The 19,790-nt window shown below is 38.9% G+C and carries 17 protein-coding genes; 11 read left to right on the top strand and 6 right to left on the bottom strand.

Features of this window, described 5'->3' with window-relative positions:
* Positions 1–29 precede the first annotated feature (29 nt).
* Positions 30–3,251, bottom strand: coding sequence for a SusC/RagA family TonB-linked outer membrane protein (locus ACYVHJ_RS21805; protein ID WP_460519239.1), 3,222 nt, complete (start codon positions 3,249–3,251; stop codon positions 30–32).
* Between the two features lie 709 nt (positions 3,252–3,960).
* On the opposite strand from ACYVHJ_RS21805, the gene ACYVHJ_RS21800 reads away from it, so the two are divergent.
* Positions 3,961–4,662 (top strand): FadR/GntR family transcriptional regulator, encoded by a 702-nt coding sequence (locus ACYVHJ_RS21800; RefSeq protein WP_460519236.1) that lies wholly within the window; start codon positions 3,961–3,963, stop codon positions 4,660–4,662.
* Between the two features lie 52 nt (positions 4,663–4,714).
* Here the strand turns inward: ACYVHJ_RS21800 and ACYVHJ_RS21795 are convergent, their stop codons facing one another.
* Genes ACYVHJ_RS21795 through ACYVHJ_RS21785 form a run of 3 tightly spaced genes read right to left on the bottom strand, consistent with a single transcriptional unit; the run spans position 4,715 to position 7,271 of the window.
* On the bottom strand, positions 4,715–5,575 hold the full coding sequence (locus tag ACYVHJ_RS21795; protein ID WP_460519233.1) for a fumarylacetoacetate hydrolase family protein: 861 nt from the start codon (positions 5,573–5,575) through the stop codon (positions 4,715–4,717).
* Positions 5,576–5,598: 23 nt separating this feature from the next.
* Complete coding sequence (locus ACYVHJ_RS21790) at positions 5,599–6,357, bottom strand: SDR family NAD(P)-dependent oxidoreductase (protein WP_460519228.1); 759 nt, start codon at positions 6,355–6,357, stop codon at positions 5,599–5,601.
* Positions 6,358–6,395: 38 nt separating this feature from the next.
* Positions 6,396–7,271 carry a PIG-L deacetylase family protein gene (locus ACYVHJ_RS21785; protein WP_460519225.1) on the bottom strand — a complete coding sequence of 292 codons (876 nt, stop codon included), beginning with the start codon at positions 7,269–7,271 and terminating at the stop codon, positions 6,396–6,398.
* Between the two features lie 163 nt (positions 7,272–7,434).
* On the opposite strand from ACYVHJ_RS21785, the gene serS reads away from it, so the two are divergent.
* Positions 7,435–8,712 (top strand): serine--tRNA ligase, encoded by a 1,278-nt coding sequence (gene serS / locus ACYVHJ_RS21780; protein ID WP_460519222.1) that lies wholly within the window; start codon positions 7,435–7,437, stop codon positions 8,710–8,712.
* A 95-nt stretch (positions 8,713–8,807) separates the two neighbouring features.
* Here the strand turns inward: serS and ACYVHJ_RS21775 are convergent, their stop codons facing one another.
* Complete coding sequence (locus tag ACYVHJ_RS21775; protein WP_339902299.1) at positions 8,808–9,833, bottom strand: dihydrodipicolinate synthase family protein; 1,026 nt, start codon at positions 9,831–9,833, stop codon at positions 8,808–8,810.
* 180 nt (positions 9,834–10,013) lie between these two features.
* On the opposite strand from ACYVHJ_RS21775, the gene ACYVHJ_RS21770 reads away from it, so the two are divergent.
* Positions 10,014–10,679, top strand: coding sequence for a heme exporter protein CcmB (locus ACYVHJ_RS21770; protein ID WP_339902300.1), 666 nt, complete (start codon positions 10,014–10,016; stop codon positions 10,677–10,679).
* Between the two features lie 263 nt (positions 10,680–10,942).
* Here ACYVHJ_RS21770 and ACYVHJ_RS21765 read toward each other — a convergent pair whose 3' ends face one another.
* Positions 10,943–12,268, bottom strand: a complete 1,326-nt coding sequence (locus tag ACYVHJ_RS21765; RefSeq protein ID WP_460519217.1) for a sialidase family protein — start codon at positions 12,266–12,268, stop codon at positions 10,943–10,945.
* A 276-nt stretch (positions 12,269–12,544) separates the two neighbouring features.
* On the opposite strand from ACYVHJ_RS21765, the gene ACYVHJ_RS21760 reads away from it, so the two are divergent.
* The 8 genes from ACYVHJ_RS21760 (at position 12,545) to ACYVHJ_RS21725 (ending at position 19,767) form a co-directional block, all read left to right on the top strand.
* Entirely contained in the window at positions 12,545–13,063 is a 519-nt protein-coding gene (locus tag ACYVHJ_RS21760; RefSeq protein ID WP_339902302.1) for a Crp/Fnr family transcriptional regulator, read from the top strand.
* 88 nt (positions 13,064–13,151) lie between these two features.
* A complete protein-coding gene (locus ACYVHJ_RS21755; RefSeq protein WP_339902303.1) occupies positions 13,152–13,559 on the top strand; it encodes a DoxX family protein in 408 nt (135 codons plus the stop codon).
* A gap of 478 nt (positions 13,560–14,037) precedes the next feature.
* Entirely contained in the window at positions 14,038–14,712 is a 675-nt protein-coding gene (gene ccsA / locus ACYVHJ_RS21750) for a cytochrome c biogenesis protein CcsA (RefSeq protein WP_339902304.1), read from the top strand.
* A 1-nt stretch (position 14,713) separates the two neighbouring features.
* The gene (locus ACYVHJ_RS21745; protein ID WP_303615129.1) at positions 14,714–14,956 is read left to right on the top strand and encodes a CcmD family protein; all 243 of its coding nucleotides are present in this window, start codon (positions 14,714–14,716) and stop codon (positions 14,954–14,956) included.
* 3 nt (positions 14,957–14,959) lie between these two features.
* Positions 14,960–15,376 carry a cytochrome c maturation protein CcmE domain-containing protein gene (locus ACYVHJ_RS21740; protein ID WP_339902305.1) on the top strand — a complete coding sequence of 139 codons (417 nt, stop codon included), beginning with the start codon at positions 14,960–14,962 and terminating at the stop codon, positions 15,374–15,376.
* A gap of 40 nt (positions 15,377–15,416) precedes the next feature.
* Positions 15,417–17,945 carry a heme lyase CcmF/NrfE family subunit gene (gene ccsA, locus ACYVHJ_RS21735; RefSeq protein ID WP_460519209.1) on the top strand — a complete coding sequence of 843 codons (2,529 nt, stop codon included), beginning with the start codon at positions 15,417–15,419 and terminating at the stop codon, positions 17,943–17,945.
* A 74-nt stretch (positions 17,946–18,019) separates the two neighbouring features.
* Entirely contained in the window at positions 18,020–18,802 is a 783-nt protein-coding gene (locus ACYVHJ_RS21730) for a Rossmann-like and DUF2520 domain-containing protein (protein ID WP_460519206.1), read from the top strand.
* A 92-nt stretch (positions 18,803–18,894) separates the two neighbouring features.
* Positions 18,895–19,767: a geranylgeranylglycerol-phosphate geranylgeranyltransferase gene (locus ACYVHJ_RS21725; protein ID WP_339904586.1), complete on the top strand. Its 873-nt coding sequence runs from the start codon at positions 18,895–18,897 to the stop codon at positions 19,765–19,767.
* Positions 19,768–19,790 lie beyond the last annotated feature (23 nt).

Genomic DNA, 19,790 nt, shown 5'->3' with positions numbered 1-19,790 from the left:
GATTTTTTTTGTGTTTGATCCGGACTTAATTAAAGGGAAAGGTTTATACCTAGCATGAGGTTACGCGGAACAGGAAAACGCCCCCTATTCATTCCTCCTTCTTCCGGAGAAAGACCACTAAAATCTGTCAAATAAAATAAGTTGGTCCCTGTTAGGTTGAGGCGAACGCCTTCAATCCCAATCCTTTTGTACCAACCGGCTGAATAATCGTAACTTAAGGTAAGTTCTCTTAAAGCTAGGAAATCACCTTTTTCATAATTCATCGAACTACCTGCACCATTGTTTAGATTTCTCGGATCTCCTCTCCAGTAATTGCTCTGTGCCACTTGATCTGCCCAGTAAAACTTGGGCACGTCCGTTACATCTCCTTGGTTTTCCCAAGACCTTGCAATATTTGAACTCATATTGGTATTCCCTACAAACTCTCCATCCAAATTGGCCCTCACATAGTTGTAGATGGTATGTCCGGTGGTATAGTCCATTCTCAAGTAAAGATTAATCCCCTTATAATTTACATTATTCGAAAAGCCTCCGGTCCATTTTGGGAAGATATTTCCCATATAAACCCTATCTCGGGTGTCGATCACATCATTGCCATCAACATCCAACCAGATCACATCTCCTCCATACCTGGTTCGGTCAGGTCCGGCCATGATCATATCCTGAGGGGCAGCTGCTGCTTCATCATCAGTAGCAAAAACTGACAAGTACTGATAGCCATACATTTCTCCAATCTGACCTCCTTCTTGTAAACCACCTTTCCATACATAATCACCAACCGAAGGATCATACACATTAAAACCTCCAATTCTATTGTTTTCATTGTCATTTTCCGGAAGTTCCAAGATCTTGTTTTTTACATAAGAAGCGTTGAAGCCTACATTCCACATCCAATCCTGGGTTTCCAAAATGTTATAACTAATTTCCAGCTCCACTCCTTTATTTTCTAAACTTCCGAGGTTTGTCAACACACTGGTAAAACCGGTCAACTTCGGCATGGCCAGGGTAGTAATTAAATTGGAAGTTTCTCTTTGGTAATAATCAAATAAAACACTGAGGCGGTTATTGAATAAACTTGCATCAAAACCAATATCAAAGGTTCTGGATTGCTCCCATTTCAAGTCTGGATTTGCAATAGTTGTGTATTCAACAGCAGCATTTCCTTGGTAAATGGCTCCCACACTATAACCACCCTGTGCTTGGAAATCACTTAGGTTACCTAAATTACCGTTAAGACCATAACTCGCTCTCAATTTGAACTTATCTATTGCTGCCGGAGCATCCCAGAAAGATTCATTGTGTAAATTCCATCCTGCGGAAACGCCCGGGAAAAAACCCCATTTATAAGCAGAACCCAGGTTAGATGCTCCATCATACCTGGCACTTACAGATACTAGGTATTTGTTTTCAAAATCATAATTGGCTCTTCCAAAATAACCAAGGATTAATTGCTTCCCTTTGGAACTGGAAACTTGTACAGGTTCTCCTGAGGCATTCAAGGTAGGAATCAAATCCGTAGCTGCTCCTCGGCCTTGTGCAAAAAGACTGTAATTGTCTCTTTGATACATAGAATATCCAAGAGTAGCATTGAAGTTATGCAACTCAGTAAAACTTTTCTCATAATTCAAAACCGCATCAAACTGAATCTGCTCCCAATTCGTCTGACTCCCGGTAGCATTTCTATCTTCCACCAATTGCGTAGGTGAGTTGAGGTAGGACATCAAAAATGTATTGGCAGTATTTGTTCTCGTAAAAAGAGAGGCCGAAGGCTCAAAGCTCAAGCCGGGAGCAAGTTCCCAATTAGCCCCACCACTTAAGGTCAACAAGGTTAAAGTATTGTCATTATTACTACGATTTAAGTGGTAAATCGGATTACCTAAAGAACGATTCACCCCCGGAGACAAGGTTCCATCTTCAAAGGCATATTTTGCTGTCGGAGGTGTAGCAATGGATCGTTCGAACAAGTTGTTTTCACTGTAAACCAAATTATCCGTGGAACGTGTAAAATTTAAACCTGCAAAAACGAACATCTTGTCACTTACTTGCAACCTACCGTTCATATTGGCAGTAAATCTTTTATAATTGGTAGTTATTGCTATCCCATCCATATCTGAATAACCAACGCCTAAATTAAAGGTGGCTTTCTCCGTTCCTCCAGATAAGTTCAAATAATGATCTTGTGTCATGGCGGTTCTAAAAAGCACCTCTTGCCAATCTACCTCATCAAAAATAATGGTTTTGCTAGGGTCTACCGGATCAGGCATGCTTTGCCAGCCTTCACTCAGTTTGTATTCATTCTCTGGAGTCAAATATTGAGTGGTGTAGGCAGTATTGTTACTAAGGTCATTCCCAATACCATAACCAAATGCTCCATCTAATTGAGCAAGCCTAAATGGTGACTTAATGCCGGTTGCAGCCAAACCTAGCCTTGAATAATAAATATAATCCCTGGCAGATAATAAATCATATTTTTTGCGTAATTGTGAAGCACCAATGGTATACCTGTAGGTTACCTTTGTATCTCCCGCTTTCCCCGACTTTGTGGTCAAGATCACTACTCCATTGGAAGCTCTTGCTCCATAAATAGCAGTGGAAGCCGCATCTTTTAACACCTGCATGGATTCTATATCCATAGGGTTGATTCCCTGTATATCATCCCTGATTACTCCATCTACTACATATAAAGGTTCCGCACCATTAGGATTATTAATAGATGTACCCCCTCTTACAATTATTCTGGGAGAAGCTCCGGGCTGTCCACTCAATGTTTGAACCCTTACACCGGACACCGTTCCTTGTAGTGCAGAAGCGGCATTTCCTAAGGGAGCGTTTTCAAGCACCTTGGTATCCAATGTACTTACCGCGGAAGTTAATTTCTCTCTTGACTGCTCCCCATAACCAATAACCACTATTTCATCCAAAGCTCCCAAAGCAGTTTCCAGGGTCACGTCAATATTGGTTTGGTTCCCTACTGTGATTTCTTGTACCTGAAAGCCTATGGCGGAAAATTTTAGAATGGTATTGTTACCGGAAACATCTATGAAAAATTTCCCATCCATATCGGTAACCGTTCCAGTTGCGGTCCCAACGTTTATTATATTGACTCCCGGTATGGTTGTTCCATCTTCTTTAGAATAAACGGTCCCCGTGACAGTCTGGGTCTGTGCCCACGCCCTCTCAGCAGAGAAGGTTACTAATAGAAGCATTATAAAAACGGATTGCCACCAATGTGTGTAGAGTTTCTCAATCATATTTGTCCTATTTTATATTTTGAATTGAAAATTATTAGCTATAAATAACTTATTAACAACTGGTAAAGTATTAAAAAATATGTATTATTTATTCAAATATAATAAAAAATTATTCTCTTCAAAATCCAGCCATCCAAAACTTAGGGGATATCACTCCCCGAATGGAAATTCAAAATATTATTTTGTATAAAATGGATTCATTAAGTCTTAAAATTAATTCTTAAAAAAAATTAACTTAAATACTCTGAACAAACACCATTAAACCAATTGCTATAAATTACCTTTAAATACCTGTCTAATTTTAACCCACTTTAATCATCCAATTTTTATCAGACTTATTCGACCAGCGTATCCAGCAATAAAATTAAAAATCGTATTTATCCGAAATGAAATATTTCCAATAACCTAAAGTACTTAAAATCAACATTATTACAAAATCAAACCCTATACCATCGTTTGAAATAACGCAAGCCCAATTAGCACCAAGGTTTTTAAAAGCTTTCTGTTAAAATTTATGTAGTATATATACTATTTAAAACTATATTATTGTAAATTTATCATAATAGTGCTCCGCAACTCTTTAAGACCAGAGAAATAAGCAGAATTAACCAAAATTCCGACCATGCCTTTTTAGTACCAAGCACTCCTTCAAGGATCGATTTAATAATACTTATTATATTTGCAACATTCGGAAAACAAAAACACACAAGTGAACACACACAATGTCAAGCCTAAACCTGTTCTAGACACCTCCCTTTCTTTGGTAGACAGGGTAGAACAAAACCTACGAGAATATTTTGCAGAGGCCAATCTTCAACCTGGGGATGCCATTCCAAAAGAATCGGAACTGGCCTTATCTATGGGAGTTAGTAGGACTGCTTTAAGAGAAGCCCTTTCAAGACTTAGAACCCTAGGTTTAATAGAATCCAAAAGGAATAGGGGGATAATATTAACCCAGCCTGATATTTTAGGAAGTTTTGAACGTGTACTTAACCCAATGCTATTGGACAGTGCAACCTTGCAGGATATCTTTGAATTAAGATTGGTGCTAGAAATGGGCATTACAGATTTTCTATTTATAAGAAAAACCAAAGAAAACCTGGAGAAGCTTGAACAACTTGTAAGTAACGAAGAAGAAACTAAGGACAAATTCTTGAAAAATAGGTATGATGTGGAATTTCATTCCATGTTGTATGAAATCTCAGGCAATCAAACTTTATTGCGGTTTCAAAAAATGTTATTGCCAATATTCAACTTGGTTCATAGCGGGCAAATCATTAGTAAATCTGAAGTCAAAAATGCCGTCACTCATCGTGATTTGTTGACTGAACTACAAAAAGGATCACCAGCAACATTTAGAGAAAAAATGAGTATTCACTTGAAAGTCTATCTTGATAAAGTAGACGAATAATAAAAACGGACAGAAAATTAATTCCGCCCGTTTTTTCTTACTTATTTTTTACTTAGTCTTGGTAGTCTTCGGCGACTTGCTTGGATACACCTAAGCCATCAATTCCTAACTCCACAACATCTCCCGCTTTCAAATATCTTGGTGGCTTCAATCCCATACCCACTCCGGCAGGAGTTCCTGTACTAATGATATCGCCCGGTAACAAGCTCATGTATTGACTGATATGACTAACCAATTGAGGAATATTAAAAACCAAATCTGAGGTATTGCTGTCCTGCAACATTTCTCCATTTACCTTTAACCATAACCTTAAATTATGCGGGTCTGCAATCTCATCTTTGCTCACGAGGTTTGGTCCAAGAGGGGCAAAAGAATCTGCACTTTTCCCTTTCAACCATTGACCTCCATGCCTTAACTGAAAGTCTCTTTCACTGACATCATTGTGAAGCACATAACCAAATACATGATCCATGGCATCTTCTTCAGACACATAATTGGCTTTCTTACCGATCACTATTGCCAATTCCACCTCCCAGTCGGTAGCTTTGGAATTTTTTGGTATTACAATAGGATCAAAAGGACCTGAAAGTGCAGAAGTAGCCTTCATAAACAAAACAGGTTGTTCAGGAACTGCCATACCACTTTCTTTGGCGTGCAAGGAGTAATTTAAGCCTACACAAATGATTTTTGAAGGAAAAGGAACCGGAGATCCTAACCTGGCATCGGCAGAAATCTCTGGGCAATCCGCAGCATTCGCTTCCAGCCATACTTCCAGTTCACTTAGCTTACTCACATCCCCTAAGAAGTCAGCCGTCCAGTCTGAACCAAAAGCCGAACAATCAATTTTTTTTCCTTCTGAGGTTATCACTCCGGGCTTCTCCTGACCCACATTTCCAAATCTTATTAATTTCATCTTTTTATAATTGTTTTAAGTAATTACATTTTTAAGTTAGAGAATCCACCATCTACCAAATAATCAGCACCAGTCAAAAACTTCGCTTCATCAGAGGCCAGAAAATAAGCCATATTGGCTACTTCTTCAGGTTTTGCCATTCTTCCGATGGGCTGAGTAGCTGCAAGCTGTTCAAACATTTCCTCTTCCTTGCCCGGATAGGTTTTTGAAATATAATTGTCCACAAATGGTGTATGCACCCTTGCAGGAGAGATGGCGTTGCAGCGAATATTGTCTTTGACATAATCCCTCGAAATGGTAAGGGTCATATTGAGCACGGCACCTTTACTCATTGAATAAGCAAAACGGTCAGGAATACCAACTGTGGCCGCTATGGAGGCCATATTGATAATTACACCTCCCCCATTGGCTTTCATCCTGCCAATCACAGCCTTGGAGCAGTGAAAAACGCCTTTAATATTTACAGCATATAAACGGTCCAGATCTGCTCCTTCCGTAGACTCAAGATCTCCAATATGGGATACCCCCGCATTGTTGATCAATACATCGATCTCCCCTGAAATTGAATCAATAACTGCTGAAACCTGAGATTGATCGGACACATCCGTTTGCTTAAAAAAGACAGCATAGCCCTTCTCCCTTAACTTAACGGATACTTCTTCTCCGTTTTCTTTATTAAAATCCAATAAATAGACATTGGCGCCTGAAGCAGCAAATTTCTCTACTATTGCCAAACCTATCCCACTGGCCCCACCTGTGACCAAAACATTTTTTCCCTTCATTTATATTAAAATATTATTCTTTTTTATTGATCGACTGCTTATTTTCCTAACATAGGAAATAAGCGTTTTAATTCTTCTTCCGAAGGCTGGGTGCCGTACTCACAAACTTCAAAAGCCTCTGCATACTTCACTTGAGCTGCCTTGCTGGCCCCATACCATTTGACCAAGCTTTCCCTTACAGCAGCATTGATCCTTCCCCCTCTTTTTTCTTTTAACCAGGCAATCCTTTCAACTTTACCATCTGGCACCTCATCAGCATACCCTCCTATCCAAGGCAACCACTCATAAAATTGAGACTCATGGGCGTCAAGGCCATGTATTTTTTTGTCAATTACAGGTGTGATATCGATTGCTATGTGAGGTTCGAATGGGTTTGGTTTTTGGAAATGATCTTGAAAATACAAAAATACCGGATTTTTGCTTAGCGGAGGGGTATCTGCAGCCACATTCGGCACACCCACCATATAGGCAGCATCCTGTACCAATACCCCTGTATAGCGATGATCAGGGTGGTAGTCGTTGGGCCTTGGGGCAATGACTACATCTGCATCCCATTCTCTAATTTTACGGATAAGTTGAAGCCTAATTTCCAGCGTTGGCAACAATTCACCATCGTGATTGTCCAGTACATCATAAACAACTCCCAACCTCTTGGCTACTTCTTGGGTTTCTGCAATTCTCCTTTTGGCTAGCATACCTCCGCCCTCTTCCATATGACCGGCATCACCGTTGGTGACAGAAACGAACTTTACCTGATGCCCCATCTCCACGAAAAGAGCTGCTGTGCCACCACTTTTTATATCACAATCATCAGGATGGGCACCTATCATAATGATTTTTAAAGGTCTTTCCTGCGCCCCTACTATAGAAACTGTGAAAAGACAAAATAAAATTGCAATAAAATTTGATTTCATAATCAATATTTCTGTGGTTAAAATTTCAAAGTTGAAGATAGGCATTTAGGGCTGTTTTGCCAATCCGCCCATCCAAATTATCAGTCATTTGCCCCCTTAACTCAGAACTTATTCCTTATCTTTGCATCCTAAAATTTAAACTTGCAAATCAAAGTATCAGTATATGCTTCAGGTAAATGAAATAAGAGCAAACTTTGCCCATGCTTGCGAAAGGCTAAGCGCCAGGAATATTGAAAATCCTGAAGAATTGCTCGGGAATGCATTAAAGTTAGAGGATCTAAGAAAACAAATCCAACTCGACAGAGACAACCTTCAGGCTGAATCAAACGCTATCTCCAAGCAAATCGGCCAATTAATGAAGTCGGGAAACAAAGAAGAAGCAAATAAGATAAAGGAAAGAACTTCTGAGATAAAGCAACAAGTGAAATCGCTAGAGGAACGATATTCCCAAACAGAGGAAGAACTTACCCAGCTACTCTATACCATCCCGAATATTCCTCATGCATCTGTTCCTGCCGGCAACTCAGATACAGACAACGAGGTGGTGTTAGAAAATGGGATGATTCCCAATCTGGAAGACAGCAATAAAAGCCCTCATTGGGATTTGATAAAAAAATACGACATTGTTGATTTTGAATTAGGAGTCAAAATAACCGGTGCAGGATTCCCTGTTTATAAAGGCAAAGGTGCTAAATTACAAAGAGCATTAGTCAATTTTTTCTTAGATGAGGCAGAAAAAGCCGGTTATGCGGAAGTTCAACCTCCCATTTTGATCAATGAAGAAAGTGGCTATGCCACCGGTCAGCTTCCTGACAAAGAAGGCCAAATGTACTTTGCCCAAGAAGATGGGCTTTACCTCATCCCAACTGCAGAAGTTCCGATAACAAACATGTACCGTGGATCCATCTTGCAAGAAGAGGAATTACCTATCAAAAACACCGGTTATACACCTTGCTTTAGGAGAGAGGCAGGAAGTTGGGGGGCTCATGTTAGGGGCCTGAACAGGCTTCACCAATTCGACAAAGTGGAAATTGTACAGATTACGCATCCGGACAACTCTTACAAGACCCTTGATGAGATGAGCCTTCATGTACAAAGTTTGCTTCAAAAACTCGAATTGCCATATAGGGTGCTAAGGCTTTGTGGGGGTGATTTAGGTTTTACTTCTGCCTTAACTTTTGACATGGAAGTTTTTTCTGCAGCGCAGGAAAGGTGGCTAGAGGTTAGTTCTGTAAGTAACTTTGAAACCTATCAATCCAATCGTTTGAAGTTACGTTTTAAAAATAAAGATAAAAAAACAGTGTTGGCGCATACGCTCAATGGAAGCGCCCTTGCTCTTCCTAGAATTATGGCCGCTATATTGGAAAACAACCAAGGGGAAGAAGGAATCAAAATGCCTAAAGTTTTGGTACCTTATTTAGGGTTTGACACCATAAAATAAATCCTATGCCAATTTTTTTTCTGTTAAGATCTTTGAATTAAAAAAGGGCTTTCTTAATTCAAGAAAGCCCTTTTCACTGGTTAATAGAGGGTTTGTTATATGGATAATTTTTGTTTCCATTCTTGAACTTCGGCATAACACTGATCAACAACGTCTTTTTGATCAGCGGTAAGTGGGTTTTTCGCACGTCTACTCACCAACTCCAAATCCAAGCCTTCCTTGTTGAGGTAATACCGCGAAGAAATCATATAATTTTTTGTTATTCTTGATTCCATATCCCGCAATTTTTCTTGCAACCAATCTACTTGCTCTTTTTTCCCTGAATTATCGGCATGCTTACATAGCCAAGCGATCACTTCGGGATAATAATTCCCTGCGATTGGAGACAAACCTGCTCCGCCATTGCGAAGAGAAGCTGCAGCACTTCCCATATGAGCATTGTACAATCCGAGCTTACTTCCTTTAGCAGTCTCAAGTTTTTCTATGATATTATCAATGTCCTCAGAGGTATCCTTATGGTAAACGAACCTACCGGATTCCAACAAAAATTTGAGAACAGGTTGAGAAAGAATTCTCTTGTATGGTGATGGACACTCATATGTTCCCAATGGAATATTTCCGGTCAAAGAAAGGTAATCTTCAAGATTTTTAATTACAACATCATCAGATTCACCCTTTTCTGCAAAGTGAGAAGTTATCATAATCACGGCATCTACGCCTGTATCGGCTATCTTTTTGGTAAACTCTGCTTTTTCTGCTGCAGTATTGCCAAAGGAGCCCGTAGCAACTACAGGGAATTTTCCATTGACTTTTTTTACCACCGTTTTTGTAACTTTTAACCTTTCTTCCGGGCTGAGGTCATACATTTCACTACTCAGGCAATTGGCAAATAACCCGCGAGCGCCTGATTCAAGGTAATAATCTGTCAGTTTCTTTAACCCTTTATAGTCAACTGTCTTATCTGCTTTATAAGGGGTAAGCATTACAGGAATAAAAGCTTTTTCTACTGCTTTCGCCTTAATTGGTGAGTTGGCCATTAAACTATTCCAAGGAGCCAGTCCTGCCAGCGTTCCTAATGCCATTTTTCCTAAAAATTTTCTCCTGTCATTGTCAAAATCCATGGTTTTTTTAATTGAATTGAACCTAATAATCGGGATTCAAAAGGTTTACATATTAATTTCAATGATAAATATACTTTTTATTAATAACCGTGAAAAGGCAGAAATAGACCAGTGGCAATTCATAAAATTATCCTTATTGGGAGAAATATTTAGTCTTAGGTACCTATATTTGCCTCTACTATGTGGAAGGAAGTAGTATTACTGGTAAAAAAAGAGGCCCTATTGGAATGGCGACAAAAGTACGCCCTCAATGGAATACTTCTATATGTGACCAGTGCAGTATTCATCGCCTATTTGAGCATGGGAACAGGCCAGGGTAATTTGCAGGTTCCCATTTGGAATGCTTTATATTGGATAATAATTTTATTTTCTGCTGTAAATGCAGTGGCCAAAAGTTTTGTTCAGGAACAGGATGGCCGGCAACTCTACTATTTTATGATTGCTTCTCCTGAAGCCATTATTCTCTCAAAAACCATTTACAATACAGGGCTCACCTTGGTTTTGGCACTTTTAGGTTATGTGGTTTTCGGGATTGTTTTTGGTAATCCCGTAGCAGATCAGCCCTTATTTCTATTGAACCTCTTGCTGGGAGCCATAGGTTTTTCAGCTGCATTGACGATGGTCTCTGCCATTGCTTCTAAGGCCAAAAACAATGGAACACTGATGGCTATTTTAAGTTTTCCGGTGATGATCCCCATTCTCTTAATGGCTATTCAAGTTTCCAAAAGCGCCATAGATGGCCTGGATAGAGGGATCAGTGCAGAAAAAATCCTAACCCTTATGGCTATTAATGCCATAGTAATGGCCACTTCCTACCTGCTTTTCCCCTATTTATGGAGGAGCTAGTAGCTAGTACTATCGCGATACGGTGGCTGAGCCTGCCGAAGCTATAGATTTCCAGATGTGATTTTTAATGACCTTTTTTCTCTCTAATTTTTGGCTATAGCCCCACTAGAGGGATATTCACTTTCTAAAAAATAATTATACTCATAACAGGTTACGATTTATCAGGAAGATGGGTATTCGGGAAATAGCAACAAAGCAGCTGATTTTAAAGTGGTTTCAACGCGTAATAGATGCCTTTTTACTTAATCCGGGTTTATCCATTATTAATTTTCCAGCCATTCATCTGAGAATACCCTATATCCGATACCAAATCTACCATGACCTCCACGACTGAAGAAAGTAATCATTGATGTATTGTTTAATTTCCCTAAGGTGCTGTAAGAAAAATAGGAAGGTTCAATAACCTTTGATTTCCAAGTATTCCCCTCATCATCACTGTAAAATACCGCACCTCTAATGCGGTCATCATCCCATTCTATTTTCTTTTGATTAATATCTTGAAGTCCGAGCGGAATTGAGAAATACAATCGGTTATTCCTTCTTGCCAAAGTTCCATGACACGCTATTTCGCTAATGCCGATTAAAAATGGATCCGACCAGGATTTTCCACCATCGCCACTTAGATTGGCTATTCGCTGATTTCGCCCCAAACTCATCATTTCTATAGTATTATATTCTTTGTAGTTTTCAAAATTATTTATTCTCCGAATCATAAGGATTTCTTTTCCTTCCTTTATAGAAACTGCAGAAGCCTCATTCGCTAGATAATCAGTAATCATCCCATCCATTTTCCATGTATCTCCAAAATCATCGCTATAAATAATTCCTGAACCTGAACATTTATAATCCCTAAAATTATTTGTGACTTCCTTCCCGGAAGGCACTGAGTAAATTGGAGCGGCAATGATCATTCTCCCCTTGTTTGGACCCTTTGGTATTTGATGAACTTGTCCAATTGTATTCATAAAAATAGGAATATACCCATTGTATTCTTTAAAAAGTGGTGTATTGTCTCCATTGAGATACTCCATAGTCCAGGATTTACCATCGTCAAAAGAGGTATACTTGACCAATACAGAAGCTTTATCCTTTCCTATGTCCTCGATATCAATACCAGTAGCTTCCTTTAATTTGGAAAAATCATTCTTATAAAACTCTTTTGTCACCTTTAATCCCACACAGGTTAGGAAGGAAATTTTTTCTTCTCCTCCTATATTTGCGGAATAGGGAGATATGGCAAAAAAGTTCATTGGTGAAGAAATCACTTCCACTCCTTCCCAAGACTTTCCAAAATCATAACTTTTATTCATGAGGATCACTTTGGGTTCATTGTCTTCACCATCAAATAGTCGACCCTGACAAAACACCAATAATGTTCCTTTTTCCGTAACCACAAACGAAGGCTGAAATGTTTTGCTAACTGTCAAGCCCCCAACCTTCAGCCCGGGCTCAAAAACCATCTGAAGATCGCTTAAACCATCCATTGCAGCAATTCCCAGCCCTACCTGAGAATATGCATTACACTGTATGAGGACAACTATAACCCAAGTCCATACTTTTTTCATGTGATTGGTAATAAAATTTTTCATTACTACAAAAGCTATATCCTATTAAAATCACCCTATATACTCGCGTTGGACGCAAATGACTATTGACATAAACAGATATGGTATTTTTGGGGATATCTAATCAGTCAAATTCGATAAATTTGTCCATAACTTCAATAAACAAAATCAGATTTGCAAAAGGATCAAAAACAAATTGATAAATTCGTTCTGAAGGTTAACACAAACAGGAAAGAAAATTTTCATTTCTTTAGCCAAAAGACTTAATTTAAGCCTAACAATTGACCAACCTAACTTAAAATGAAAAGCATAAAAATCAACACCTTAAAAACTTACAAGAAAGGTGAAATCCTTTTAAAACAAGGAGAAATTGCTAAATATGGGTACTTGGTAAAAAAAGGTTGCTTAAAAAGTTACACAGTAGACAAGGTGGGAAAAGAGCATATTATGCAGTTTGCTCCCGAAAATTGGATGATTTCAGATTTGGATAGCTTTACCAATCAGGTACCTTCCTCCGTCTCTATTGAGACGATTGAGGATTGCGAGATATCTCTGATTTCCAAATCAGACTTTAAAGATATCGATAGCTTTGATAAAGAGGTAGTGGTAGACATCGCCAATAAGTTTAGGAACAATCTTATTGCATCAAACAAAAGAATTCTGGGACTACTAAGTGCGACATCAGAACAGCGCTACATCGATTTTACAGAAACATATCCCACATTGGTGCAAAGGCTTCCTCTCAAACTAATAGCAGCCTATATTGGGGTTACACCGGAATACTTAAGCGGTATTAGAAGAAGAATGGCTAAAAAGTGAGCCTTAATACATTTCTTAAGGTATCTTATTTTTTACCGATTCACTTTGCTGCAACTTTGTGCCATTATCAATTAAAAACATTTAAAAAATGGCAAATCAAGAAAAAAACAAAGCAATACATATCTCTCTTTGGATTGCACAAGTACTATTGGCAGTTATGTTTATATTGGCAGGCTTAATGAAAGCTACACAGCCTATTGAAGCATTGACTGAATCACTCCCATGGGTTTCCTCAACTTCCTTAGGATTGGTTAGGTTTATTGGTATTAGTGAGTTATTAGGCGGTATAGGTCTAATCCTTCCTGCCTTGCTTCGTATCAAACCATTTTTAACGATATGGGCAGCAATCGGGCTTGCAGTAGTTATGGTATTGGCAGCGATTTTTCATGCTTCCCGAGGTGAATACTCAGGTATTGGAGTGAATTTGGTATTTATGGCAATTGCCTTATTTGTAGCTTGGGGAAGAAGTAAAAAAGTCCCCATTCTCGCAAAATAAATTCTCCAGCGGATTGATCACCTGATTTAAACCTTAAATCCACCATTTGAATCAATCCCAAAAACTCAATAGCCCCCAGCTTTTGCTGGGGCATTGAATCGTATTATGATTTTTAAGGGCTTCAGCCCAACCTTTTACCATTTTTTAGTAAAAAGATTAATTAAACCCTGAACCAAATAAAATACCTAAATCAAGCAACTAAACTAAAAAAAGCAAGCTTTCAATTGCTCCAAAAAAGCAGTTTATATGCTTTCTACAAGTCGTACTATAATCAACAATTTCAATTACACTTACCACTAAGCAAATAAACGGGATAAAAGTAAATAAATCACTTAATATGCCCTATTTTTGCGTGTTGATTCAATGAGGTTATAAATGACCCCCAACCTGTATCCACTAACGTTGTAATGCAGGCATTCAGTGATATAGCTGAATGAAGCAAGGGGAAAAACATGACCCACTAAAAACTCGATTGCATATGAAGGCTTATTGGTGGAAAGTATTGGCCATGGTACTACTGGCATATACCATTACCGCAGGTTTATTGATTGATGTTCCCAGACTTCCCATTCTGAATGAAACAATTAGAGGATTGTTCTTCCATGTAACCATGTGGTTTGGAATGTTATTAATGCTGGTTGTAGCCGTAGTATATGGGGTAAAACATCTGCGCTCCGGAAAACTGGAAGATGATGACATGGCCGTAGAATTTACCAATGCAGCCATATTATTTGGGGTAATTGGCATTACTACAGGCATGGTTTGGGCCAAATTTACTTGGGGAGATTTTTGGACAAATGACCCCAAATTGAATGCTTCTGCCATCGGCCTATTGATGTATTTTGCTTACCTGGTTTTGAGAAACTCATTAACCGACGTTTATCAGCGAGCCAAAATCAGTGCTGTATACAGTATTTTCGCATTCGCAGTATTTATCCCCTTGATATTTATCCTTCCCCGGTTAACCGACAGCCTTCACCCCGGCAATGGTGGCAATCCAGGATTTAACGCTTATGATATGGACAGCAACCTTAGAAAGGTTTTTTATCCTGCCATTATCGGATGGACCTTATTAGGTGCTTGGATCAGTACTGTTAGGGTGAGGATTAGGCGCTTGGAAAGAAATTTAGAAGACAAATTGATCAATCAGTAATATGAAAAAGTTCATTATTATTTTCCTGTTTTTTATCAGCTTTTTCGTAAAAGCACAGGACAAAATAGGGATTACAGAAGAGGATTACCAAAATTCCGGTGTCGAGATGGCGGATAAAATGCGTTCTGAAGGAAAAATTTACGTATTAGTCAGCATAATTGGAATTGTTTTGGGAGGAATTCTCGTTTATGTGATACAAACTGACCGTAAAATCAGTGGTTTGGAGAAAAAATATAACGATTAAATCATGAAAAGAGGACATATTTTAGGCCTAGGCATTATTGCTGTTGCGATTGTCATCATTATCACTTCCATTGGTGATGCCAGCACATATGAAAGTTTTTCTACAGCCAAAACAATGGCTTTGAATGGAAAAACGGAAGCAATTCATGTTGTGGGTCAACTTAAGAAAGGTCAAAACGGTGAAGTAGAAGGTATTGAGGTGGGGGAAGACAAAACTTCTTTTACTTTCGTTATGGTAGACAATGATGGAACGGAGCAGCAGGTCTATTACAATGAACCTGTGCCCGCAGACTTTAAAAGATCAGAACAAGTAGTAGTCATAGGTACATACAAAACCAAAGAAATGTTTGTGGCGGAAAAAATCTTGATGAAGTGCCCTTCAAAATACCAGGAAACCGATGTAAAACCAAGCGCATCTTGATTACTTCCTGAACTATTATCCACTCAAAAAGAACCTTATAATGATGAATACCTTTATAGGTAACCTGGGGCATTTTATGGTAATTCTGGCTTTTGTCAGTGCCTTGGTCTCAGCTGTTTCCTACTATTATTACACCCGTGCGAGTGAGTTGGATAAACCATCCTGGAGAAATTTCAGTAGAATCACCTTTTATATCCACGGATTTGCAGCGGTATCCATAGCCTTTTGTTTATTCGAAATTATCTACAACCATCGCTTTGAATACTTTTACGCCTATTCACATTCCTCTAAAGGCCTGCCTGTACATTATATGATTTCCAGCTTCTGGGAGGGACAGGAAGGTGCTTTTATCCTTTGGATTTTCTGGGATGTAGTTTTGGGACTGATTATTATCCATACCAATAAATTCTGGGAAGGCCCGGTAATGTTGGTGTTTGCACTCGTACAGGCCTTTTTGGTTTCCATGATATTGGGAATCGTTATAGGAGACCTGAAAATAGGTAGCTCTCCATTTATGCTGTTGCGTGAAGTTTCGGAGGCACCAATCTTTCAAATCAATCCGGAATACATTCCTGAAGATGGCACCGGCCTAAATCCGCTGTTGCAAAATATCTGGATGGTCATTCACCCGCCAACTTTGTTTTTGGGATATGCCTCCACTTTGGTTCCTTTTGCCTTTTTGATCGCAGGCTTGACACTCAAGCGATACTCTGAATGGATCAGGCCTGCATTGCCTTGGGCAATTTTCTCTGCCATGATCTTGGGTATGGGGATAATTATGGGGGCCTATTGGGCCTATGTGACCTTGAATTTTGGAGGATATTGGAATTGGGATCCGGTAGAGAATGCAGTTTATGTGCCATGGCTCATCATGGTCGCTGCCATACATACCATGATCACTTTCAAGAAAAGCAGTACAGCATTGAAAACATCAATGGTACTGGTAATTGCATCGTTTATATTGGTATTGTATGCTACCTTCTTGGTAAGAAGTGGCGTATTGGGTGATTCTTCTGTACACTCCTTTACAGACCTGGGGCTGTCCGGACAATTACTCATTTATATGTTGTTTTTCTTGGCCATAGCCATCTTTCTTACCGTCAAAGAGTGGAAAAACATTCCAACATCTGAGAAAGAGGCCTCAGTTTATTCCAGAGAATTTTGGATTTTCATTGGAGCCACCACCCTTGCCTTGATGGCTTTTCAAGTAATTGTCCCCACCTCTATCCCTGCTTACAATGCTTTGGTAGAAATATTTGGAGGGCTTTCAAACTTAGCGCCCCCGGCGGATCAGATAGGCTTCTATACCAAGTTCCAACTTTGGTTTGCCGTCGCTTTGGCTTTATTAACCGGGGTTGGACAGTTTTTCTGGTGGAATAAAATGTCGAAAGACGACCTGAAAAATGCTTTGGTCACTCCATATATTATCTCAATGGTTTTGGCTGCTATAATCATTACCCTAGGTAAAGTTTACGACATTACCTATATCGTTATTGTTCTTTCCGGAGCTTTCACCATTGTGGCCAATAGCACCATTCTACTCAAATTACTAAAAGGAAAAACATTCAAGTTGGCGGGCGGATCTCTGGCCCATATTGGTCTGGGAATGATCTTGATTGGCATCATGTTTTCTTCAGGCTATTCAGACACCATTTCTATCAATATGTCAGGATTGACGTATAAAAAGGATTGGGAAGATGACCTGAATAAGGAAAATGTACTGCTTTGGATCAACAAGCCGCTTCAAATGAAAGATTATGAAGTCATCTATAGAGGAAGGTATAAGAAAGTAGTAGGCGTTCCGGGCTATGTTAAAGCAGATGCCATGGAATCCTTGGAAGGCATCAATGAAGCCTTGGCACTTGAAAACATTGAAGTTGATGGTAATACCTATTTCCAAAAAGGGGATACTTTGGATTTGGTTCTTGAAGAAAACTCCTATTTTAAGGTGGAGTATTACCAAGGTGAAGCGTTGAAATTCACCCTTTTTCCAATGTCACAGCCAAACCCAACCATGGGCTTGATCTCATCTCCGGATTCTAAGAAGTACTTGACCAAAGACCTTTACACCCATGTATCGGCCATCAATGATTATGAAGAACCGGAATGGAATGATGATCAATTCATTAATGCAGCTCCTGGAGAGCAATTCTTTATCAATGACTTTGTCACTCAATTTGAAAGTGCAGATGTAGTCAATGAAATTGATGGAGTGGCTTTAGAGGAGGGTGACATTGCTGTAAAAGCAGTACTTAGCATCATGGATTATGACGTTAAGAAGGAGTTGTCTCCGGTGTTTTTGATCCGAGGAAATCAAGTAGGTAAAATTGATTATATAGACCATGACCTCGGCATCAAGGTGGAAGTAGATAATATTGTTCCTGAAGAAAACAAATTTGTGTTTAAGGTCAATACTTATCAAAAAGACTACGTTGTAATGAAAGCAGCGGTAAAACCCATGATCAATGTATTATGGCTGGGCACTGTCATTATGCTGATTGGTTTTTCGGTAGCCATTTATAGAAGATTTGATGAATTTCAAAAGATGAAAGCAAAAGGCCTGGAATAGTAGCTATTAAATAAAAGGTTTAAATTTTAACCCCTAATTAACATTAGGGGTTATTTTTTTATAAATTTATACACATGAAGCTTACGGTATCGGTCATTGGAACGGGAAATGTTGCCTGGCACCTGTCTTCTGCACTAGAAAATGCGGGACATGAGATTTTGGAAGTTTATGGCAGAAATATCCATAAAGCCAATCAGCTTGCCTCAAGGCTTTATGCTACAGAAGCTCAAGATCATCTTGATTTTACTGAGAGCCATGCCAAGCTATTCATTATAGCAGTAAGCGACCAAGCGGTGCCCTCCGTTGCAGAGGCCATCCTACTGCCTGAAGGAAGTATTCTGGTGCATACCAGCGGCACATTGGCTTTGAATATTTTGTCCTATAGTTCGGCAGATTATATCGGCATTTTATATCCTTTACAAGGGTTTACTAAAACAAGAGAACTATCATTTGAAGAAGTGCCTTTTCTTTTAGAGTCAGCTGATAAAGGGACTTTAAAAACATTAAAGAAACTTTGCAAAAGCCTTAAATCTCCTGCCTATGAAATCCGATCCAAAGAACGGAAATCAATTCATGTAGCTGCAGTTTTCGCAGCCAACTTCACCAACCACATGGTCTTTTTAGCAGAGTCCATTATGAAACGGCAAGGCTTGGAATTTGATATTTTAAAACCGCTAATAATTGAGCAAATGAATAAAACACTACAATTAGGTGCAGCTGAAGCTCAAACAGGACCGGCAATCAGAGACGATATTGATACGCTGGAAAATCACCATGATTTCTTGGCCTACAACAATCAGCTTGCCGAGATTTACCGCAGTATCTCTCAGAGCATTATAGACAGGGAAGAATTTTAAACACTGTCTACCAAGTCATTGCCCCCAACATTAACCTATATAAATTTTGATCATATTACCTTGTTTGATTGTAATCTCATTAGTTTTGTAACATGAAAAATCCAAAGGCGTCACCTGTATTTACTTTTGGGGGGTTTATCAAGATTATCCGTCTGGAAAACCTGCTTATGGTTGCCTTTGCACAGTTTATGACTGCCTTCTTTTTGGTGGGCACAACCAAAGCCGGAACACCTGTTTTGGACGATTATCACCTCTATATGCTAATTATATCCACTGTAATTCTTACGGCATCGGGTTATATGATCAATGATTATTATGATGTTAAAATTGATTATGTAAACAGGCCTAAAGCGGTTGTTATCGGCAAGGGCATGAAAAGGAGAATGGTAATGATTCTTCATACCGTAATGAATTTTATAGGTATATTAATCGGTACAGTGGTCCACCCTAAAATTGGAGCGATTACCTTTGTGGCCGCATTTTTATTATGGCTCTACAGTAACACACTCAAACGCCTGCCCTTCATTGGTAACTTGACAGTAGCTTCTTTAACAGGACTTGCCATTTGGATCGTTGGCATTTATTATCAAAAATCTGAATTATTAATCCTCACCTATGCATTATTCGCGTTTTTCATTAACTTAATGCGGGAGATTCTAAAGGACATTGAGGATCGAAATGGAGATAGGAAGCATGGGTGTAAGACCTTGCCCATTGTCTTGGGATTTAGGAAAACCAAAACAATAATATTCGTAATTGCTTTCTTTTTTGTAGCCTCTATTTTATTTGTCACATTCAAGATTAATGAACCGCAACTCTTTCTTTATTTCGGTGCCTTAAGTTTACTGTTCATCTTCTTTATGGTGAAAATTTATAAGGCAGATCGAAAATCTCATTTTACTGAATTAAGTACCATTTCAAAAATACTTATGCTCACAGGAATACTAAGCATGGGGTTTCTATAGTCACTAATTAAATACATATTAAC

Source organism: Cyclobacterium sediminis (genome assembly GCF_054781075.1).
This window is presented reverse-complemented; position numbering and strand designations above follow the sequence as displayed.

Excerpts from the sequence above, each read along its gene's own strand:
- ACYVHJ_RS21805 (WP_460519239.1), bottom strand. The coding sequence starts at position 3,251 with ATGATTGAGAAACTCTACACACATTGGTGGCAATCCGTTTTTATAATG.
- ACYVHJ_RS21795 (WP_460519233.1), bottom strand. The coding sequence starts at position 5,575 with ATGAAATTAATAAGATTTGGAAATGTGGGTCAGGAGAAGCCCGGAGTG.
- ACYVHJ_RS21790 (WP_460519228.1), bottom strand. The coding sequence starts at position 6,357 with ATGAAGGGAAAAAATGTTTTGGTCACAGGTGGGGCCAGTGGGATAGGT.
- ACYVHJ_RS21785 (WP_460519225.1), bottom strand. The coding sequence starts at position 7,271 with ATGAAATCAAATTTTATTGCAATTTTATTTTGTCTTTTCACAGTTTCT.
- serS (WP_460519222.1), top strand. The coding sequence starts at position 7,435 with ATGCTTCAGGTAAATGAAATAAGAGCAAACTTTGCCCATGCTTGCGAA.
- ACYVHJ_RS21775 (WP_339902299.1), bottom strand. The coding sequence starts at position 9,833 with ATGGATTTTGACAATGACAGGAGAAAATTTTTAGGAAAAATGGCATTA.
- ACYVHJ_RS21770 (WP_339902300.1), top strand. The coding sequence starts at position 10,014 with ATGTGGAAGGAAGTAGTATTACTGGTAAAAAAAGAGGCCCTATTGGAA.
- ACYVHJ_RS21765 (WP_460519217.1), bottom strand. The coding sequence starts at position 12,268 with ATGAAAAATTTTATTACCAATCACATGAAAAAAGTATGGACTTGGGTT.
- ACYVHJ_RS21760 (WP_339902302.1), top strand. The coding sequence starts at position 12,545 with ATGAAAAGCATAAAAATCAACACCTTAAAAACTTACAAGAAAGGTGAA.
- ACYVHJ_RS21755 (WP_339902303.1), top strand. The coding sequence starts at position 13,152 with ATGGCAAATCAAGAAAAAAACAAAGCAATACATATCTCTCTTTGGATT.
- ccsA (WP_339902304.1), top strand. The coding sequence starts at position 14,038 with ATGAAGGCTTATTGGTGGAAAGTATTGGCCATGGTACTACTGGCATAT.
- ACYVHJ_RS21745 (WP_303615129.1), top strand. The coding sequence starts at position 14,714 with ATGAAAAAGTTCATTATTATTTTCCTGTTTTTTATCAGCTTTTTCGTA.
- ACYVHJ_RS21740 (WP_339902305.1), top strand. The coding sequence starts at position 14,960 with ATGAAAAGAGGACATATTTTAGGCCTAGGCATTATTGCTGTTGCGATT.
- ccsA (WP_460519209.1), top strand. The coding sequence starts at position 15,417 with ATGATGAATACCTTTATAGGTAACCTGGGGCATTTTATGGTAATTCTG.
- ACYVHJ_RS21730 (WP_460519206.1), top strand. The coding sequence starts at position 18,020 with ATGAAGCTTACGGTATCGGTCATTGGAACGGGAAATGTTGCCTGGCAC.
- ACYVHJ_RS21725 (WP_339904586.1), top strand. The coding sequence starts at position 18,895 with ATGAAAAATCCAAAGGCGTCACCTGTATTTACTTTTGGGGGGTTTATC.